This is a genomic window from Actinophytocola algeriensis (assembly GCF_014203735.1).
Classification (GTDB): domain Bacteria; phylum Actinomycetota; class Actinomycetes; order Mycobacteriales; family Pseudonocardiaceae; genus Actinophytocola; species Actinophytocola algeriensis.
In genome coordinates this window covers 681,090-699,167 of sequence record NZ_JACHJQ010000006.1, presented here as the reverse complement: position 1 = coordinate 699,167, position 18,078 = coordinate 681,090, and the positions used below count along the sequence as shown (strand labels likewise).

Below are 18,078 nucleotides of genomic sequence, written 5' to 3'. Positions count from 1 at the left end.
CTCCCCGTGTGCGAACCGCGACCGTCCTTGCTAGGAACACCGTGGTCAGCGTCCCATTCATTGGACACGGTGGTCGCATGGTGGGCACGATGCATACGGTTGCTCCGGTCGGGTGACACGCGGGGAAGGGACGTGCGCGATGAGGGCGCGATTGGGGATCTTGCTACTGGCTGCCGGAGTGCTGGCAACCGGGTGCAACGCGGCGGCGAACTCGCCGGGCGCGACGGGCGGTGACGGTCCGTCCCTCGTGCTGGTGACCCCCAACCCGGTCGGCGTCAACGACTTCCTCAAGCTCGCGGTCACGGGCATCGAGGACGCGGCGAGCCAGGCCAAGGGGACCCAGAAGGTCTACGAGAGCACCGACCCGGCCTCGATCCAGCAGAACGTCGCCGCCGCCGTCCGCGACAAGCCCGACGTGGTGGTGGCCGTCGGCTTCAACTTCGCCGACGTCCTCGCCCAGCAGGCCGAGCAGAACCCCGAGCAGCAGTTCCTGTTCGTCGACGCGTGCACCGAGAAGCCGTACCCGAACGTCACCTGTGCCGTGTTCCGCGAGTACGAGGGCGTCTACCTCGCGGGCGCGGAAGCGGGCCTGCTCACCAAGTCCGGCAAGGTCGGCGCGGTCGTGGCCGTCGACGCGCCCCAGTTCCACCGCTACTCGGAGCCGTTCGGCCTCGGCGCGCAGAAGACCAGGCCCGGTGCCGCGCTCTCGCCGCTGTTCATCGGCGGCGCCAACCCGTTCAACGACCCTGGCCGTGCCAAGGAACTGACCGCGACGCTCGCCGGGCAGGGCGTCGACCACGTGATGGGCGCCGCGTCCGCGTCCGGCAACCTCGGCGTGTTCGAGGCCGCCAAGGAGCACGGGATCTTCGCGTTCGGGGTGGACGCCAACCAGTGCCCTGCCTCGCCCGGCGTCGTCGTCGACAACGTGATCAAGCGCACGGACGTGGTGATCACCGACGGCGTGACCGCGATCCTCGACGGCAAGCGCGGCGAGACCCGCTCCTACGGCGTGAAGGAGGAGGGCATCTCGCTCACCGGCCTCCAGCCGGACGTCGCCGAGTCGCAGTGCGTGATCGCGGATCACCCGGACGTGCTCACCCAGGTCGAGAAGCTGCGTGACGAGATCACCGCGGGCACCATCACGATCGATGACCCAGCAGCAGCCTGAATCGCGGGCGGTCGCCCTGCGGGGGATCGTCAAGCGCTTCCCCGGTGTCCTCGCCAACGACCACGTCGACCTCACCGTCGCCCCCGGTGAGATCCACGCGTTGATGGGCGAGAACGGCGCGGGCAAGTCCACGCTCATGTCGATCCTGTATGGACTGTCCCACCCGGACGAGGGAACGATCGAGCTGGACGGCCGGTCCGTCACCTTCTCGTCGGCCGCGCAGGCCATCGACACCGGGGTCGGCATGGTCCAGCAGGGGTTCGCGCTGTTCAACTCGCTGACGGTGACCGACAACGTGGTCTTCGGCGCCGAACCGACCCGCTTCGGTCTGCTCGACCGCCGCCGCTCCCGGGCCGCCGTCGCCGAGCTGATCGAACGGCACGGGCTGCGGCTGCGGCCGGGGGACAAGGTCGGCGACCTGCCCGTCGGTGTGCGCCAGCAGGTCGAGATCCTGAAGCTGCTGTACCGCAGGGCCCGCGTGCTGATCCTCGACGAGCCCACCGCCGTCCTCACCCCGGCCGAGACCGACCGGCTGTTCGACGTGCTCCGCGGCCTCGCCGCCGACGGTCACACGATCCTGTTCGTGTCGCACAAGCTGCACGAGGTGCTCGCACTGAGCGACAACGTCACCGTTCTGCGTGACGGCCGCGTCACCCTCCGGACGGCGACCGCCGACACGGACCGTGCCGCTCTCGCCGCCGCCATGACCGGCCGGGACGTCGAGCTGGACAAGATCTACCCGACCGGGTCACCCGGCGACATCGTCCTGTCCGCGCAGGGCCTGACCGTCGCGGGCCACGGCAAACCGGCGCTGGACGACGTGTCCCTCGAGGTCCGGGCGGGCGAGGTCGTCGGCGTCGCGGGGGTCGCGGGCAACGGGCAGACCGAGCTCGTCGCCGCCATCGCCGGGCTCCGCGCGCTCGACGCGGGCACCGTCACCGTGCTGGGCAAGGACATCGGCCGCCTCGCCGTCCGGGAGCGGCGGGCCGCCGGGCTCGCGCACATCCCCGAGGACCGCGTGGAGACCGGCAGCGCGCAGGGCGCGAAGCTCGGCGACAACCTCGCCACCGGCTTCCAGCGACGACTCGCCCGGCGCGGCTGGCTGCGGCCCGGCCGGATCCGCGACCACGCCCGCGAGATCGTCGAGAAGTTCGGCGTCCGGGCCGCGAACCAGGACGTGCCGATGCGGACCCTGTCCGGCGGCAACCAGCAGAAGGCGATCCTCGGCCGCGAGCTGACCCACGACGCGCCGGTCCTGCTGGTCGAGCAGCCGACGCGTGGGGTGGACATCGGTGCCGTCGTGAACATCCACCGGCAGCTCATCGAGTACCGCGACGCCGGGCACGCGCTGCTGCTGGTGTCGGCCGAGCTGTCGGAGATCCGCGCGCTCGCCGACCGCGTGCTCGTGATGTACGAGGGCCGCGTCGTCGCCGAGCTGACCAAGGACGAGGCGACCTACACCGCACTCGGGCTCGCGATGGCCGGGGGCGCGTCGTGAAGACCGTCGCCGTCACCCTGCTGGCCGCGCTGGCACTCGGCGCGATCCTGCTCGCCGCCACCGGAGCCAACCCGCTCGAGGCGTACCAGGCGATCGTCACCGGCGCGTTCGGCCCGGACGGCTTCCAGGACACGCTCGCCTACGCGGTCCCGGTCGTCGGGATGGCGACCGCGCTCGCGATCCCCCTGCGTGCCGGGATGGTCAACCTCGGCGGCGAGGGACAGCTCGTGCTCGGCGCCATCAGTGCGATCGCGGTGGGCCTGCACGTGCCCGGCCCGCTCGGCCTCGTGGCGGCCCTCGTCGCGGGCGTGCTCGCCGGCGCGCTGTACGCGTCGATCGCGGCCGTGTGCGAGACCCGGCTGGGTGTCCCCCTGCTGGTGACGACGTTGCTGCTCAGCTACCCGGCGATGTCGTTCGCCGCGTACCTGGTGCGGTTCCCCATGCGCGACGAGGGATCCAGCCTGCCGCAGAGCGACCAGCTGCCCGCGGACGTGCGGTTCACGGAACTGGCCCCCGGCCTGTTCCTGATCGCCGCCGTCGTCGTCGTGTACGCGGTCGTCGACGCCAGGACCCCCGCCGGGTTCGAGACGCGGGTCACCGGCTGGGGCCCGCGGTTCGCGCAGTACGCGGGCATCGACCGGCCCGCGCTGACCGTGCGGCTCCTCGCCTGTTCCGGTGGGCTCGCCGGGCTGGTGGGCGCGGTGGTCGCCCTCGGCTTCCCGTACCGGTTCATCGACGGCGCGCTGATCACGCCGCAGTACACGTGGATCGGGCTCCTTGCCGCGCTGCTGGCGGCGGCGAACCCGCTGGGCACGCTCGTGGCCGCGGTGTTCTTCGCCGCGCTGACCAGCGGCGGCTTCGCGATGGAACGGGAGACGCAGGTGCCGAGGGAGCTGACCGCGGTGCTGCAGGCCGTGCTGATCATCTTCCTCGCCGCCGCCACCGGCCTGCTGCGCAAGAGGAGGAACCCGGCATGATCGACGCCGCGCTGTTCTCCTCCGCGCTCGGGGCCCTCACGCCCATCCTCTTCGCCGCGCTCGCCGGTGCGCTGTGCCAGCGGGCCGGGGTCTTCAACATCTCGCTCGAGGGCACCATGCTCGTCGGCGCGTTCGCCGGCGTCGCGGGCAGCTGGTACACGGGCAGCGTGTGGCTCGGCGTGCTGATCGCCGTGCTCACCGGTACCGCCTACTCGCTGATCCTCGCGGTCGGCCACGTGTCGTTCGGCGGTGACGCGATCGTCCTCGGCGTCGCGATCAACCTGCTGGCCGTCGGGCTCACGTCGTTCCTCATCCGCACGGTGTTCGGCACCCGGGGCACGTTCAGCGACCCGGCGCTGCAGGGCCTCGACGCCGTCCACCTCCCCCTCGTGCGGGACATCCCGTTCGTCGGGACGGTCCTGTCGGGGCACTCGGTGCTGGTCTACCTGTCGTGGCTCGCGGTGGTCGCGTTGGCGGTACTGCTGTACCGCCACCCGTGGGGGCTGCGGCTCCGCGGCATCGGCGAACGCGAGGACGCCGCCGCCAGCCTCGGCGTCAGCGTCACCCGCTACCGCTACGGCGTGATCCTCGCGGGCGGCGCGCTCTGCGGTCTCGCCGGCGCCCAGCTCGCGCTCGGCAACGTGACCCTGTTCTCCGAGAACATGACCGCGGGCCGGGGCTGGATCGCCGTCGTCGCCGTCATGCTCGGCCGCGCGCTGCCGTACGGGGTGTTCGCGGCCGCTGTCCTCTTCGGACTCGCCGAGGCGTTCGGTTTCCGCCTCCAGGGCGTCGGACTGCCACAACAGGCCACCGACGCCGCCCCGTACGTCGTCACCCTCCTGGCGCTGTTCATCTCGAGCGCCAGGATCCGCAGAACCAGGGAGAGCACATGACCGGGCCGACAGCACAGCCCTCGACGCTGCCCATCACGAAGATCCCGCGCACCGGCCTGCCCGGGCACGCGCTGGTCGTCGGCGACCCCGAGCGCGCCACCGCCATCGCGGGACTGCTCACGGACGCCGCCCTGATCGGCGAGAACCGCGAGTACCGCAGCTACCAGGGGCGCTGGCACGACACACCGGTCGTCGTGTCCTCGCACGGGGTCGGCGGGCCGGGCGCGCTCTGCCAGTTCCAGGAGCTGGCGGAGGCCGGGGTGCACACGTTCCTCCGCTTCGGCACCGCCGGTGCGCTGCGCGCGGACATCACCGACGGCGACCTGGTGATCGCCGAGGCCGCGGTCCGCGACGACGGCGTCACCCAGCAGCTCGTGCGGCCCGAGTACCCGGCGTTCGCCACGCCGGAGACGGTGCTCGCGCTGACCGCCGCCGCCCGCGCCCACGAGGCCCGTGCGCACCGCGGCGTCGTGTGGACCAGGGCCGCGTTCAGCCCGATGGTGCGTGAGCTGCCGATGAACGAATACCTCGTCGCCGGCGTGATCGCCATCGAGATGGAGCTGGCCACACTGCTCGTGTTCGCCGCGCTGAAGGGCCTGCGCGCGGGCGGGGTGCTCGTCATCGACGGCAACGCCACGGTCGACAACACCGACCCGACCGGGTACGACCCGCACCGCAAGGTCGTGTTCGACGCGGTGGCCCGGGGCACCGCGGTCGCCCTGGACGCGCTGGTGGCACTGCCATGAACTTGCGCGATGTCGTCGACAAGCTCGTCGACACACTGCGCGCCGACGCGTCGGAACGCGACCTCGCGGGTGCCGACCCGACCAGGGAGGTGGCGCTGCTCAAGGAGTCCGGGCTGCTCACGCTGTTGATCCCGGCCGGCCTCGGTGGTGCGGGGGAGAGCTGGCTGACCGCGAACGCCGTCACCCGCACGGTGTCGGCCGCCGACCCGAACGTGGGCCACCTGCTCGGCTACCACTACCTGCAGCTGTGGCGCGGCGAGCTGTTCGAGCGGCCGGACCTGGTGACCCGGCTGCGGCGGGAAACCGTGACCGGGAACCAGTTCTGGGCCGGGGTCAGCAACCCGCTCGACGCCGCCCTCGAACTGACACCGGTCGACGGCGGGTTCCGCGTCAACGGCCGCAAGACGTTCGCCACGGGCGCCGCCGTCGCCGACCGGCTCGTGGTCAGCGCGACCCGCACCGACAACGACGAGAAGCTCACGTTCGTGCTCGACGCGCGGGCCGACGGCATCACCTACCTCGGCGACTGGGACAACATCGGGCAACGCCTCACCGCGAGCGGCGGCGTCGTGTTCACCGACGTGTTCCTGCCCGCCGACGACGTGCTGGGGCCGCAGCCGGAGAACCAGCCACCCCGGCTCTCGCTGGCGGCGCTCGGGTTCCAGCTGGCCCTCACCCAGATCTACGTCGGCATCGCGGAGGGCGCGCTGATCGAGGCCGCCGACTACACGCGGCACCGCGGCCGCCCGTGGTTTCTGTCCGGAGTGGACAGTGCGACGCGGGACCCGCACATCGTCGCGGGCTACGGGGAGCTGGTCGCGCAGGTGCGGGCGGCCGGTGCGCTGACCGACGACGCGGCCCGCGCGCTCGGCTCGGCGTTCGACCGCGGCGCCGACCTGACCGAGGACGAGCGCGGCGAGGCGGCCGTGACGATCTCGGCGGCGAAGGTCGTGGCGACCAGGGCGGTCAACGAGACCTCGTCGAAGGTGTTCGAGTTCGTCGGTGCCCGCGGCACGGCGAGCAAGTACGCGTTCGACCGCTTCTGGCGCAACGCGCGCACGCTCACCCTGCACGACCCCGTGGTGTACAAGGCACGCGAGGTCGGCGAGCACTTCCTGACCGGCGAGTTCCCGCCGTTCACGGGGTACACGTGAGCACCCCGGTCCTCGCCGACAGCGTCCGCCTCACCGCTGACGGCGTCGAGATCCTCGACCGCCGCGTGTTCCCCGAGCAGCGGGTGTGGGTGCACTGCGCGTCGGTCGAGGACGTGGCGAGAGCCATCGAGGACATGGTGACCCAGTCGTCCGGCCCGTACTTCGCCGCGCTGTGGGGCATGGTGCTCGCCGCCCGTTCGGCCGCGTCGCTGGGACCGGCCGAGGCCCGTGCGCGGCTCGAAGCGGCCGGGGAGCGGCTCGTCGCCACCCGCCGCACCAACAACCACCTGCGCAAGGCCGTGCACCTGGTGCTGTCCCACGTCGACGGGCAGACCGGGGACGAGCTGGTCGCCGCCGCCACGCGCGGCGCGGAAGCGGGGAACGAGCGGTACCGGTCCCGCAGTGCCGCACTCGGTCGCCATGCGGTCGACCTGCTGCCGGACAAGGGCACCGTGCTCACGCACTGCTGGGCCGACCTGTACCTGGTGGAGCTGGTGCGGGCCGCGCAGAACGCGGGGAAGGACCTCGCGTTCGTCTGCACGGAAACCCGTCCGTACCTCCAGGGCGCCCGGCTCACCGCCGAGACGCTCGCCGAGATGGGTGTCGACACCACCGTGATCACCGACGGCATGGGCGCCGCCGTGCTGTCCGGTGGCACGGTCGACGCGCTCGTCACCGCCGCCGACCGGGTCACCATGGACGGCCACGTGGTCAACAAGATCGGCACCCTCGGGCTCGCGGTGGCGGCGACCGCGTTCGGCGTGCCGTTCCACGCGATGGTGCAGGCACCGGACCGGCTCGCGCCGACCGCCGCCGACGTCCCCATCGAGTACCGCGACGGCACGGAGGTCCTGGACCGGCCCGGGATCCGCGGCCACTACCCGGCCTTCGACATCACCCCGCCGCGGTTCGTCACGACCGTGGTCACCGACCGCGGCCCCTTCTCGCCACTCCGGCTCGCCGACTACTACCGGGAGGATTCGTGAACGCCGACTGGGTCGTGCTCGACATCGAGGGCACGCTCACCGCGACCAGCCAGGTGCACGTGGTGCTGTACGACTACGCGCGGCCGAGGCTCGGCCCGTGGATCGACGCGCACGGTGACGACCCGGTGGTCGTGGCCGCCGTGGCGCAGATCCGCGAGCTCGGCGACCTGCCGCCGGCCGCGGGCACCGCCGAGGTCGTCGCGGTCCTGCACGGCTGGATGGACGCGGACCAGAAGATCGCGCCGCTCAAGACGTTGCAGGGCCTGATCTGGGAGAAGGGGTACGCCGACGGCGACCTCACGACCGAGTTCTTCCCCGACGTGGCACCGAAACTGCGGCAGTGGCACTCGTCCGGTGTGCGGCTCGCCGTCTTCTCCTCCGGCTCGGTCGCCGGGCAGGTCGCGTCGTTCTCCCGCACCACCGACGGTGACCTCACCCCGTTGTTCAGCAAGCACTTCGACACGGTCAACGCCGGTCCGAAGCGCGAAGCGCCGTCGTACCGGACGATCGCCGCGGGGCTGGACGCCACCGGTCCGCGGATCGTGTTCTTCTCCGACGTGCCCGCCGAGCTGGACGCCGCCCGTGCCGCGGGGTGGCAGACGGTAGGCGTCGCCCGGTCCGGCGAACCGTTCGGTGACGCCGACTTCGAGCCGCACCCCACGATCGGGACGTTCGACGCGGTCGAGGTGTCGCTGTGAGTGTGGGGCAGCGGCTCGCCGACGAGGCCGCCCGGTACGCGTCGATGGGCTGGATGCGTGGCACGTCCGGCAACCTGTCGGTCGTGCTGGACCGCGACCCGCTGCGGCTCGCGGTCACGGCCAGCGGCCTGACAAGGGGGAGCTGACGTCCTCCGACTACGTGGAGGTCGACGCCGCCGGTCTGCCGACCGGTCCCGGTGTGCCGTCGGCCGAGGCGGGACTGCACGCCCGGATCGCGGCGGTGTCCGGTGCCGGCGCGGTGGTGCACGTCCACGCGCTGGCTCCGGTGCAGGCCGCGGAACGCTGGCCAGGCGGGGTGCCGTTGCGGGACCTGGAGATGCTGAAGGGCTTCGGCCGCGCGGCGCACGACGACCTGGTCACCATCCCGGTCGTCCAGAACGGCCAGGACATGCGGGTGCTAGGAGACGCGTTCGAGCGCGGGTACCGCGCCGACACCCCCGCGCTGATCGTCGCCCGCCACGGTGTGTACGTGTGGGGTGACGACCTGCGTCAGGCGCGGCACCGGCTCGAATGCCTCGAATGGCTGCTGCGGTTCGTTGTCAGCTGAGCAGGCGGCGCAGCACGTCGGCACTGGCCCGCGGGTCGGTGCCGAACCCGGCGTGGTCACCGGGGAACTCGACCGGCACCCGGCCGAGCGCGGCGGCCAGCGCGACCGAGGCCCGGTGGGCGACCTCTCCCTTCGACGTGGTGCCGACGCCCACCTCGATCCTCGTCGTGGCGGCCAGCACGGCGTCGAGATCGGCGTGGAACTCACCGATCGGCGCGTACATCTGCCCGAAGAACACGTCGAGGTTGGCCATGAACCCGGGATCGGGCGGCCCTTCCGGCCCGTCGAGCCCGGACTGCTTCGCGAACACCGCCCCGGCCGCCGCGATGCCACCTTCCTCGTAGGCGGCGACCACCTCGGCGGTCTCCTCCCGCATCCGGTCGGCCTCGGGCAGCAGCTCCACCAGCGGCGGCTCCAGGAGAACGGCGGTACGCAGCCGCTCCGGATGCTTGGCCACCAGCGCGAGGGCGGTGATCGCGCCACCGCTGTGGGCGAAGACGTCCGCTGGCTCACGGGTGACGGCGTCCAGGACGGCGAGCGCGTCCTCCGCCTGCTGGTGCACGGTGATGGCGCCGGGCTCGCTGGTGCTGCGCCCGAGGCCACGTGGGTCGTAGGTGATGACGGTGCCGGTCAGGAGCGGGGCGAGCCCGTCGAACGCGTGCGCGTCGGTGGGGCCGCCCGGAATCATCAGGAGGGCAGGCCCGCTTCCCCTGGTCTCGTAGCGCAGCGTGGCACCGGGTACGTCAAGTCGCATGAATGTCCCTTTCGCTCGGTCCTCTCCCCGACCGACGAAGCCGACAGCCGGATTTCGACATAGTCTGGTGAAGCGAGAAGGAGAACCCTCATGACACTGCTGACCGTGTGGCCCGACGACGACCCGACCACTGTCCTGACCAGGACAGAGGACGGCGACACGATCGCCGACGAGCTGAAGCAGTTGGGCGTGCGCTTCGAACGCTGGCCGGTGGTGCCGGGCCTGCCTGCGGCCCCCACGTCCGACGAGGTGCTGGCGGCGTACGAGCCGTACGTGTCCCGCGTGGTGGAGAACGAGGGCTACATCCTCGTGGACGCACTCCACATGACCCCGGAAGACACGGACGAGTGGCGCGCGAAGGCAGCGGAGGCCCGGCAGAAGTTTCTGAACGAACACACCCACGACGATGACGAGGACCGGTTCTTCGCCCGTGGTGCCGGGGTGTTCTACCTGCACGTCCACGGGAAGGTGTACGCGGTGCTGTGCGAGGCGGGGGACCTGCTGAGCGTGCCCGCGAACACGACGCACTGGTTCGACATGGGCACCCGCCCGGACTACGTGTCGATCCGGTTCTTCCACGACGAGGACGGCTGGGTGGGGAACTTCACCGGCGCTCGGTTGGCTGACTCGTTCCCTGACTTCGACACGTTGGCCCGGCGCTGAGGGGTTCTTGGTTCGAGGTGCCGTCGGGGCTGCCGGGGAGGGGTGTGCCGGGGGTTTGGGCAGATGGTCCGTTTGGGTGACCCGGGCCCACCAACTCGTCCGGTTCCGCCTGCCCTCACGTCCGTGCGGTGAGCTTCTCCGCCGCCACCAACTCCACAGTCACCAGCACCGCGATTCCCTCGATCGCCAGCAACGCGATCAGCACCAGGAGTTGCGTCGCGCCCGCCTGTAGTGGGGTGCCGCCGCCCAGGAGGATGCCCACGAACGTGCCAGGCAGCGTCACAAGGCCCACCGTGCGGGTCTGGTCCAGCGCCGGTACCAGTGCCTGCCCTGCCGTCGGGCGGACGATCAGGCGAGCGGCGTCCGGGTTGGTCAGCCCCAGCGCCAGCGCGGCTTCGTACTCGCCTCGGCGGGAGGCCAACTCGTCCAGTGCTCGCCTGCTCGCCAGCGACGTCGCCGTCATGGCGCCGCCGATGAGGATGCCCGCGATCGGGATGATCGCCACCGGGTTCATGGGGACCAGGCGTGTCGCCAGCAGCAGCCCCAGGATCGGGGCGACACCACCGAAGATCGCGGCACCCGCCCACGGGCCACCACCGCGCCGGGCCGACGTCAGCGTCGCGATGGCGAACATCAGCAGCACGAACGCCGCCGTCAGCCAGCCGTTGCGCAATACCAGCACGATGATGAAGCTCACCGCCGCCAACTGACCTATGGCGCGGAGTGCGGCCGTCACCACCGGGCGCCACGAACCGAGCCTCCCCACGCCCACCACCACCGCGGCGACGGCCGTCAACAGCACCAGGACCCCGGCCAGCGACCATCCGATTGCGACGTGCACGCCAACAAGGTCGCACACTCCACGGCCGGTCTCCCGGCATGCCGGTCATGATCTGGCTCGGGTGCCCGCCCCGGCGCGGCCGCCACCGACCGGGCCCGGCCATTGACCGCCGAAATAGGATCCGTTGTGTGACCCGGATCCCTGCTCGCGCGGCCGCTGTCCTGTGCACCACTGCCCTGGCCGCCACCGCGCTGGCCATGACGGGACTGACGGCAGCGACCGCCGAAGGACGACCGGACCTGGCGCTGGCCGTCGAGTCCAACACCAAACCGGAGTTCGTGAGCGGTGGTGACGCGCTGGTCCGCGTCACGCACGGGGACCGGGTCCGCGTCCGCAGCAACGGCCGCGACGTCACCGGTTCGTTCAGGCAGCAGCCCGACGGCTCACTGCTCGGCGTGGTCGACGGCCTGCGCGAGGGCCGCAACACGATCACCGCCACCGCGAGCCGCGGCAGGCACGCGAGCCTGCGCGTGGTGAACCACCCGCGGTCCGGCCCGGTGTTCTCCGGGCGGCAGCAGACACCGTTCTACTGCCAGACCGAGGCGTTCGGCCTGGCACCCGCGCGGCAGCCGCTGTGCGAGGCACCGACGGTGGTCTCGTTCCAGTACCGGACGACCGGCGGCCAGTTCAAGCCGCTGGCCAACCCCGCGGACCGGCCCGCCGACCTCGCGTCCGCGTCCGTCGACGGCACTGCCGTGCCGTACGTCGTGCGCGTCGAGACCGGCGTGATCGACCGCGCGGTCTACCAGCTCGCGGCGCTGTACGACGGCACGGACCCGTCGCCGGTCGAGCCGGAGACCGGCTGGAACGGCAGGCTCGTCTACAACTTCGGTGGCGGCTGCAACGGCGGCTACCGGCAGGGCGGCGGCACCGCGGGCGTGCTCGACAACCTGTTCCTGTCACAGGGGTACGCGGTCGCGTCGTCCTCGCTGAACGTGCTCGACAACAACTGCAGCCCCATCATCTCGGCCGAGGCCGCGATGATGGTCAAGGAGCACTTCCAGGAGACCTACGGCCCGGCGCGCCACACCATCGGCTGGGGCGGCTCCGGCGGCGCCATCCAGCAGTACGACATCGCCGACGCCTACCCCGGCATCCTCGACGGCATCATCCCCGGCATCTCCTACCCGGACCCGCTGACCACCATGGGCCCGGTCACCGACTGCGGCCTGCTCAACGCGTACTTCGCCAAGGGCGGCTACACGCCCGAGCAGCAGCGCGCGGTGTCGGGCTACAACTCCTACAACACGTGCCGGTCCTGGCAGGCGACGTTCCTCAGCCGCGCGACGGCGACCGGCAGCTGCGACCCGATCATCCCCGTCGAGGTCCGGTGGGACGAGGTGACCAACCCCGACGGGCTGCGGTGCGGCGCGGCGGAGCAGTGGGCGAACCAGCTGGGCCGCGACCCGCGCAACGGTTTCGTCCGCGCGGTGCTCGACAACGTCGGCGTGCAGTACGGCCTGGCGGCACTGGAGGACGGCTCGATCACGCCCGCACAGTTCGCGGCGCTGAACGCGGGCGTCGGCGGCTACGACTACGCGGGCCGCCCGATCCCCACCCGCACGTCGGCCGACCCCCGTGGCCTCGACGCCGCGTACCGAGCGGACCTGATGAACAGCGCGAGCCTGGGCCTGCGGTACACGCCGATCATCGACCAGCGCACCTACCTGGACCGGGTCACGCCGCTCGCGGACATCCACACGGCCGAGATGTCCTACATCATGCGCGACCGCCTGCGCACCCAGAACGGCACGTACGCGAACCAGGTGATCATCGAGTCCGCGCCGGACCCGGCACAGGCAGGCGCCGCGGCGGTGTACCAGCTCGACGCCATGGATCGCTGGCTGACCGCCATCGGCGACGACGACTCCCGCCGCGACAAGGCCAGGAAGGTGATCGCGAACAAGCCGGCCGACCTGACCGACGGCTGCTACGTGTCGGCGACGGAACGGATCGCCGAGCCGCTGACCTACCCGTCGGGCGGCCGGTGCGGGCAGCTGTACCCGATCGCCGCGAACCCCCGCCTCGTCGCGGGAGCGGACCTGTCGATGACCACGATCAAGTGCCGCCTGACCTCGCTCGACTTCGCCGACTACCCGGTCACGTTCACCGCCGGGGAGAAGGCCCTGCTGCGCAAGGCCTTCCCGACCGGCGTGTGCGACTACAGCCGCAAGGGCGTCAGCGAGCGCGACCCGCGCGGGGTGTGGCAGACCTACCGGTGATCGTCAGAGCCGCGCGGGAGCAGGACCTACCGGGTCTCCTCGGGCTGGCGGCCCAGGTCGAGCACTGGTTCGGCCCGATGGTCGGGGACCCCGGCTTTCGCGGCGCCGTGGACAAGCACGTTCGCCGGTCCTCGGCGCTCGTGGCCGTTTCCTCGGACGTGGCGCTCCTCGGCGGGCTGCTGTTCAGCGCGAAGCCTCCCGTTCACCACGTCCGCTGGCTCGTCGTCTCCGAGCAGGCACGCGGCGAGGGTGTCGGACGCGCGTTGATGTCGGACGCGATGAACCGGTTCGTGCGAGGTCCGGGCACCGTCGAGGTCGTCACCTTCGGGGCGGACCACCCGGGTGCCTCCGCCAGTGGCGCACGCGCTTTCTACGAGCGTCTCGGCTTCACCCCCGCCGAGGTCGTCGAGCCGGGCCCGGAAGGCGGTTCCCGGCAGGTCTTCCGCCTGGACCTCACGGCTCGCCCGCGATGAGGATGCGGCCCCGACGTCGTCGTCGTGCCCCACCGTTCGCGGCGGCCGGGTCGCGCCTCTACGTCGACATTCCGGCCGCCGCGGCCGCCATCGGCAGTCAGCGGGACGGTGCGCCCGGGCCCCACGGGATGCCGATCAGCCACCACGCGTAGAACAGCAGCGTCCACGTCACCGTCATCGCGATGGCCAGTGGCAGCGTGTAGGACGCGAGGGTGCCGATGCCCGCCGACTTGCGGTAGCGCTGCAGGAAACCCAGCGCCATCACGAAGTACGGGCTCATCGGCGTGATCGCGGTCGAGCCCGAGTCGGCGATGCGGAACAGTGCCTGCGTGGTCTCCGGTGACACGTCCACCAGCATCAGCATGGGCACGAGCACCGGCGCCGCGATCGACCACATCGCCGAGCCGCTCGTCACCATGATGTTGACCAGTGTCAGCACCAGCAGCACCAGCAGGAAGATCACCGCGATCGGCATGCCGCTCGACTCGAACACCTCGGCCGCGCGGACCGCCAGCACGTCGCCGATGTGGGTCCAGTCGAAGTAGGCCAGGAACTGGGCGATCGCGAAGAACAGCACCAGCACCGGCGCCATCTGCTTGATGCCCTCGACCATCAGCTTCGGCACGTCACCGGGCTTCTTGATCGTCCCGGCCCTGGCGCCGTACACGATGCCGGTCAGCCCGAAGAGGAACGCCACGACCGCCGCGATGCCGTCCAGCAGCGGAGACTCCACAATGGACCCGTTCGCGCCGCGCAGTGGGGACGACGTCGGCAGCATGACGAGCACCAGCACGACCAGTGCCGCGCCCAGCGTGCTCAGCGACCACCGCAGTGCCGAGCGCTCCTGCGCCCGCAGGTGGAGGCTCCCGATGTCATCGAGGTCCGCGTCCGGGTCGGCGTCGAGGTCCGGGCGCTTGCTCAGCACGAACTTCGTGACCAGCGTGATGACCGTGGCCAGCAGTGCGGACGACGCGATGTTGAAGAACCAGTTCGACAGCGGCGAGACGTACACCTCGGGGCTGATGATCCGCGCCGCCGCCGTCGTGATGCCCGCGAAGATCGCGTCGTTCGGGGTGGGCACCGGGCTCGCGTCGTAACCGGACGCGATCGCCGTGTAGGCCACCACGATGCCGAGGATCGGCGACTTGCCGACCGCGCGGAAAGCCAGGCCGCCCAACGGAACCAGGATGATGTAGGCCGCGGCCGACGCCACGTGCGCGACCGTGCCCGCGAACGCCACCGCGAACACCACCCACGACGCGGGCACCCGCGACACACCGACCCGCATGAGCGCGGCCAGGAACCCGCTGCGTTCGGCGACCGCGACACCCATGATCACGACCACGATCGTCGCCATCGGGGGGAACGTCGCGAAGTTCTCCACCATGGTCGAGATCGCCATGGCGAGGCCGTCGCCACTGAGCAGGTTCCGCACGGTCACGGTCTCGCCGTCGCTCGGCGAGACCACGGAGACGTCCAGTCCGGCCAGCAGCGCGCTGACGACCGCGAGGATCGCGGACAGGATCCAGAACAGCCAGAAGGGGTGGGGGAGTGCGTTGCCCGCGCGCTCGATGACCGCCATCGCGCGGACGATGCGCGGCAACTTTTCCTGCCGGGGCGTGGTTTCGGCGCTCACAGCGAGTACCTCCGCACGAACTGCCAGAGCACCTCGTGTGCCTCGACGGTCTGCGTGGTGTACCCGCCGCCGCTGTAGCTGTCGGCGCCCGGCCACGTGTGGCCGCCGCCGGTGACCGCGACGTGCACGACCTCCGCGCCTCGGCGGCAGCCGGTCCACCGTTCGACGGTGATGTCCGGCTCGATCGCCACGTCCGGCACCTGCCTGCGGCACCGGTCGCGGTCGGCCCACGCCGTCACCCAGTCCCCGATCGCGGGCAGGCCGCGGTCGGCGTCACCGGTGTACGGGATGGTGGCGTCCGCCGTGCCGTGGAAGTCGAGCACCGGCACCGGCCGGGACGGACGGCAGTCGATCCCGTTGGGGTAGAAGGCACCCGCGACCGGCGCGATGGCCGCGATCCGGTCGGCGAGGACACAGCCGAGGATGCCGACGAACCCGGCGCCGTTGGACTTGCCGGTCGCGTAGACGCGGCGCTCGTCGACGCACAGGGTGCGTGCCAGTTCGTCGAGCAGGTCGTTGGTGAAGGCGACGTCGTCGACGCCCGGCGCCGAGTACGGGGCGCCCTGCCACGCCTGGCGGTCACCGTCGCCGAGCCCGATCACGCCGTTGGGGTAGGCCACGATCGCGGGCAGCGTGGACAGGTTGGAGAAGGTCTCCGTGCCGGCGCCGGTGTTGCCGCGCCCGTGGTAGACGACGATCAGCGGCCAGTCGCGCTTCTTGTGGTAGTCGGCGGGGAGGTGGAGCTGGTAGGTCCGTTGGAGACCGCCGCTCTCGATGGTCCGGAGCGCGCTGGTGCCGGGTTCCTGAGGTGGCGCCCCGCAACCGCGCTGCGGTGTCGCGGCGGCGGTGGGGCCGGTGAGGAGCGCGGCGGCGGAGGCGGCCGCCGCTAGGCATGCGAGTACGCGGGAACGCATGGGGGTGTTCCTTTCCGTCGGCTTTGACGGGTTATGCGGCCAGCCAGTCGGCGACGAAGCCCGCGATGCCGGCCACCACTGTGTCCACAATGGATTGACCGAGTTCCGGGGTGGCGACGGTCGGGTCGCCGAGCACGCCGTTGGCGCTGAGCCGGTCGTAGCGAATCGGGAGAGAGGGATGACCGTCGCGACGGGACAGTCGAGCCACTGGATCCAGCTCGTCGAGGGAGGTGGTGCCCTTCTCGAGCCGATCCCGGTGCACCAGTTCCGGTGCGATGTGGAGCATCTGCGCGGTTTCGGCCTCACCGCTGTGGCCGTGGACCTCGCTGAGGTCGGCCGGCATGACCGCGCGGGCGAGCGGGGTCACCGGCGTCCACGCGAACTGCAGGTCGGGGTGCGAGGTCAGCAGGTCCTGGCCGACCGCGGTCAGGGTGGCGTTGTTGCCACCGTGACCGGTCACCACGAGAACCTTCCGCCACCCGTGGCGGTGGAGACTGTCGACGTACTCCCGGACGACCGCGGCGAACGTCGAGGTGGAAAGCGTGACGGTACCGGCGAAAGCGAGGTGGTGCGGCGAGACGCCGACGGGTATCGAGGGCCCGACGACGGCTCGCCCACCGAGCCTCGCGGTCACCTGCTCGACGACGTGCTCGGCCCGGATGAGGTCGGTGGCGAGCGGCATGCCGGGACCGTGCTGCTCGAACGCGCCGGCGGGGATGATGACGACGGTGCCTGCGGAGGCGGCCCGCCCGGCCTCGAGGGTGGTCATCCCGGCAAGCCGAGCGACTGTCCCATTCGCACGGTCGACGGCACCGTTTTCGTCGGCCCCAGCGACTAGACTTGACATCAGGGGGTCCCCCTGTCGCGCCAATGGGACTTTCGCTCGGGCTGGTTCGTTTTCGTTGTGAACGGACGGCGTTCGCGGTTCCGGTTTGTCGGTGTCGCGTCTGGGTTTGAGTTCAGGGCGTCCCCTGGACGTGTGAGTGGGACTGTCGTTCGCGGTTCGCCTGTTGGGGTGGGGACAGGTGTTGTTGGTGGTGCTGGGTTGTCGGTGCCCGCGGCTAGGCTTGAGATCAGGGGGTCCCCTGGGCGTGTGAATGGGACTTTCGTTCGGGGTTCGCCCGTTGGGGTGGGGACAAGTGGCGTTTGCGCGCCTGGACTGTCGGTGGTCGTCGGTACGCTGGAGTTCGGGGGGCCGGCGGCGTCCGTCGTCATGGGGCTCGGAACTCCGCCGTCTCGATCGCCTTGCGGATCGACTCCAGGTGGGTGCGCGTCAGGGTCTCCGCCGCCGCCGGGTCGCCTTCGCGGATCGCGGCCAGGATCCGGACGTGCTCCGCGTGGTCGCGTTCGCGGTCGTCGTAGCGATGGCGGATCTCGATCTGTTCCCGCACTCGCACGTGCAGCAACGCCTCCACCGACTCTTCCAGCAACCTGTTGCCGCTCGCCGCCGCCAGTGCCACGTGGAAGTGCACCGCCGGGCGGGTGTCGCCCGCCGGTGGGTGCAGGGCGTTGGTGACCGCTGCTTCCAGGCGCGACATCGCTTCCGGCGCACGGGTTCTCGCCGCGGCCGCCGCGATCGCCGGTTCCAGCACCAGGCGGGCGTCCACCAGTTCCAGCACCGACTCGCGGTCGATCGTCGGGCGGTGGGGGTTGGCCAGCACTCTCCGCGAGATCCCCGCACCGACGTACGTGCCCGACCCGTGCCGGAACTCGACGATGCCCGTCGCCTCGAGTCTGCGCAGCGCCTCGCGGACCGTCGGGGTCGTCACGTCGAACCGCTTGGCCAGATCCCGGGACGACGCCAGCGCCGCACCTGGGGCCAGCTGCTCGTCGCGGATGATCTCGACGATGCTGTCCGCCAGCCGCTCCGAAAGACTCATAAAGTGA

17 protein-coding genes and 1 pseudogene are annotated in these 18,078 nt (G+C 71.3%); 12 read left to right on the top strand and 6 right to left on the bottom strand.

Going from position 1 to position 18,078, the window contains the following annotated elements:
• Nucleotides 1-139: 139 nt before the first annotated feature.
• The 9 genes and pseudogenes from FHR82_RS30140 to mtnB all read left to right on the top strand — a co-directional run bounded on the left by FHR82_RS30140 (nt 140) and on the right by mtnB (nt 8,688).
• Nucleotides 140-1,168 carry a BMP family ABC transporter substrate-binding protein gene (locus FHR82_RS30140; RefSeq protein WP_184813930.1) on the top strand — a complete coding sequence of 343 codons (1,029 nt, stop codon included), beginning with the start codon at nt 140-142 and terminating at the stop codon, nt 1,166-1,168.
• A complete protein-coding gene (locus tag FHR82_RS30135) occupies nt 1,149-2,666 on the top strand; it encodes an ABC transporter ATP-binding protein (protein ID WP_184813929.1) in 1,518 nt (505 codons plus the stop codon). The genes FHR82_RS30140 and FHR82_RS30135 overlap by 20 nt, the downstream gene beginning before the upstream one ends.
• A complete protein-coding gene (locus FHR82_RS30130; RefSeq protein WP_184813928.1) occupies nt 2,663-3,643 on the top strand; it encodes an ABC transporter permease in 981 nt (326 codons plus the stop codon). The genes FHR82_RS30135 and FHR82_RS30130 overlap by 4 nt, the downstream gene beginning before the upstream one ends.
• Nucleotides 3,640-4,536, top strand: coding sequence for an ABC transporter permease (locus FHR82_RS30125; RefSeq protein ID WP_184813927.1), 897 nt, complete (start codon nt 3,640-3,642; stop codon nt 4,534-4,536). Before FHR82_RS30130 ends, FHR82_RS30125 begins: the two co-directional genes overlap by 4 nt.
• Complete coding sequence (locus FHR82_RS30120; RefSeq protein ID WP_184813926.1) at nt 4,533-5,282, top strand: phosphorylase family protein; 750 nt, start codon at nt 4,533-4,535, stop codon at nt 5,280-5,282. The genes FHR82_RS30125 and FHR82_RS30120 overlap by 4 nt, the downstream gene beginning before the upstream one ends.
• Nucleotides 5,279-6,436 (top strand): acyl-CoA dehydrogenase family protein, encoded by a 1,158-nt coding sequence (locus FHR82_RS30115; RefSeq protein ID WP_184813925.1) that lies wholly within the window; start codon nt 5,279-5,281, stop codon nt 6,434-6,436. The genes FHR82_RS30120 and FHR82_RS30115 overlap by 4 nt, the downstream gene beginning before the upstream one ends.
• Nucleotides 6,433-7,422: a translation initiation factor eIF-2B alpha/beta/delta subunit family protein gene (locus FHR82_RS30110; RefSeq protein ID WP_184813924.1), complete on the top strand. Its 990-nt coding sequence runs from the start codon at nt 6,433-6,435 to the stop codon at nt 7,420-7,422. The genes FHR82_RS30115 and FHR82_RS30110 overlap by 4 nt, the downstream gene beginning before the upstream one ends.
• Nucleotides 7,419-8,120 carry an acireductone synthase gene (mtnC, locus tag FHR82_RS30105; protein WP_184813923.1) on the top strand — a complete coding sequence of 234 codons (702 nt, stop codon included), beginning with the start codon at nt 7,419-7,421 and terminating at the stop codon, nt 8,118-8,120. Before FHR82_RS30110 ends, mtnC begins: the two co-directional genes overlap by 4 nt.
• A gap of 44 nt (nt 8,121-8,164) precedes the next feature.
• Nucleotides 8,165-8,688 (top strand): annotated as a pseudogene (gene mtnB, locus FHR82_RS30100) (methylthioribulose 1-phosphate dehydratase).
• Here mtnB and FHR82_RS30095 read toward each other — a convergent pair.
• Nucleotides 8,681-9,442, bottom strand: coding sequence for an alpha/beta fold hydrolase (locus tag FHR82_RS30095; protein ID WP_184813922.1), 762 nt, complete (start codon nt 9,440-9,442; stop codon nt 8,681-8,683). The pseudogene mtnB and the gene FHR82_RS30095 overlap by 8 nt on opposite strands.
• Nucleotides 9,443-9,532: 90 nt before the next feature.
• Here FHR82_RS30095 and FHR82_RS30090 point away from each other — a divergent pair, with 90 nt between their 5' ends.
• Complete coding sequence (locus FHR82_RS30090; protein ID WP_184813921.1) at nt 9,533-10,105, top strand: 1,2-dihydroxy-3-keto-5-methylthiopentene dioxygenase; 573 nt, start codon at nt 9,533-9,535, stop codon at nt 10,103-10,105.
• 115 nt (nt 10,106-10,220) lie between these two features.
• Here FHR82_RS30090 and FHR82_RS30085 read toward each other — a convergent pair whose 3' ends face one another.
• A complete protein-coding gene (locus tag FHR82_RS30085) occupies nt 10,221-10,946 on the bottom strand; it encodes an ABC transporter permease (protein ID WP_311771340.1) in 726 nt (241 codons plus the stop codon).
• Between the two features lie 128 nt (nt 10,947-11,074).
• On the opposite strand from FHR82_RS30085, the gene FHR82_RS30080 reads away from it, so the two are divergent.
• Both FHR82_RS30080 and FHR82_RS30075 read left to right on the top strand, forming a co-directional pair.
• Nucleotides 11,075-13,168, top strand: coding sequence for a DUF6351 family protein (locus tag FHR82_RS30080; RefSeq protein WP_311771339.1), 2,094 nt, complete (start codon nt 11,075-11,077; stop codon nt 13,166-13,168).
• Nucleotides 13,165-13,641: a GNAT family N-acetyltransferase gene (locus FHR82_RS30075; protein WP_184813920.1), complete on the top strand. Its 477-nt coding sequence runs from the start codon at nt 13,165-13,167 to the stop codon at nt 13,639-13,641. Before FHR82_RS30080 ends, FHR82_RS30075 begins: the two co-directional genes overlap by 4 nt.
• A 97-nt stretch (nt 13,642-13,738) precedes the next feature.
• Here the strand turns inward: FHR82_RS30075 and FHR82_RS30070 are convergent, their stop codons facing one another.
• The 4 genes from FHR82_RS30070 to FHR82_RS30055 form a co-directional block, all read right to left on the bottom strand.
• A complete protein-coding gene (locus tag FHR82_RS30070) occupies nt 13,739-15,223 on the bottom strand; it encodes an AbgT family transporter (RefSeq protein WP_184814159.1) in 1,485 nt (494 codons plus the stop codon).
• A gap of 50 nt (nt 15,224-15,273) precedes the next feature.
• Nucleotides 15,274-16,191, bottom strand: coding sequence for a CE1 family esterase (locus FHR82_RS30065; RefSeq protein WP_184813919.1), 918 nt, complete (start codon nt 16,189-16,191; stop codon nt 15,274-15,276).
• Between the two features lie 31 nt (nt 16,192-16,222).
• Nucleotides 16,223-16,960, bottom strand: a complete 738-nt coding sequence (locus FHR82_RS30060; protein ID WP_184813918.1) for a creatininase family protein — start codon at nt 16,958-16,960, stop codon at nt 16,223-16,225.
• Between the two features lie 442 nt (nt 16,961-17,402).
• Complete coding sequence (locus FHR82_RS30055; RefSeq protein WP_184813917.1) at nt 17,403-18,071, bottom strand: FadR/GntR family transcriptional regulator; 669 nt, start codon at nt 18,069-18,071, stop codon at nt 17,403-17,405.
• Nucleotides 18,072-18,078: the final 7 nt, after the last annotated feature.

Excerpts from the sequence above, each read along its gene's own strand:
- FHR82_RS30140 (WP_184813930.1), top strand. The coding sequence starts at position 140 with ATGAGGGCGCGATTGGGGATCTTGCTACTGGCTGCCGGAGTGCTGGCA.
- FHR82_RS30135 (WP_184813929.1), top strand. The coding sequence starts at position 1,149 with ATGACCCAGCAGCAGCCTGAATCGCGGGCGGTCGCCCTGCGGGGGATC.
- FHR82_RS30125 (WP_184813927.1), top strand. The coding sequence starts at position 3,640 with ATGATCGACGCCGCGCTGTTCTCCTCCGCGCTCGGGGCCCTCACGCCC.
- FHR82_RS30120 (WP_184813926.1), top strand. The coding sequence starts at position 4,533 with ATGACCGGGCCGACAGCACAGCCCTCGACGCTGCCCATCACGAAGATC.
- FHR82_RS30115 (WP_184813925.1), top strand. The coding sequence starts at position 5,279 with ATGAACTTGCGCGATGTCGTCGACAAGCTCGTCGACACACTGCGCGCC.
- FHR82_RS30095 (WP_184813922.1), bottom strand. The coding sequence starts at position 9,442 with ATGCGACTTGACGTACCCGGTGCCACGCTGCGCTACGAGACCAGGGGA.
- FHR82_RS30090 (WP_184813921.1), top strand. The coding sequence starts at position 9,533 with ATGACACTGCTGACCGTGTGGCCCGACGACGACCCGACCACTGTCCTG.
- FHR82_RS30070 (WP_184814159.1), bottom strand. The coding sequence starts at position 15,223 with ATGGCGGTCATCGAGCGCGCGGGCAACGCACTCCCCCACCCCTTCTGG.
- FHR82_RS30065 (WP_184813919.1), bottom strand. The coding sequence starts at position 16,191 with ATGCGTTCCCGCGTACTCGCATGCCTAGCGGCGGCCGCCTCCGCCGCC.
- FHR82_RS30060 (WP_184813918.1), bottom strand. The coding sequence starts at position 16,960 with ATGACCACCCTCGAGGCCGGGCGGGCCGCCTCCGCAGGCACCGTCGTC.
- FHR82_RS30055 (WP_184813917.1), bottom strand. The coding sequence starts at position 18,071 with ATGAGTCTTTCGGAGCGGCTGGCGGACAGCATCGTCGAGATCATCCGC.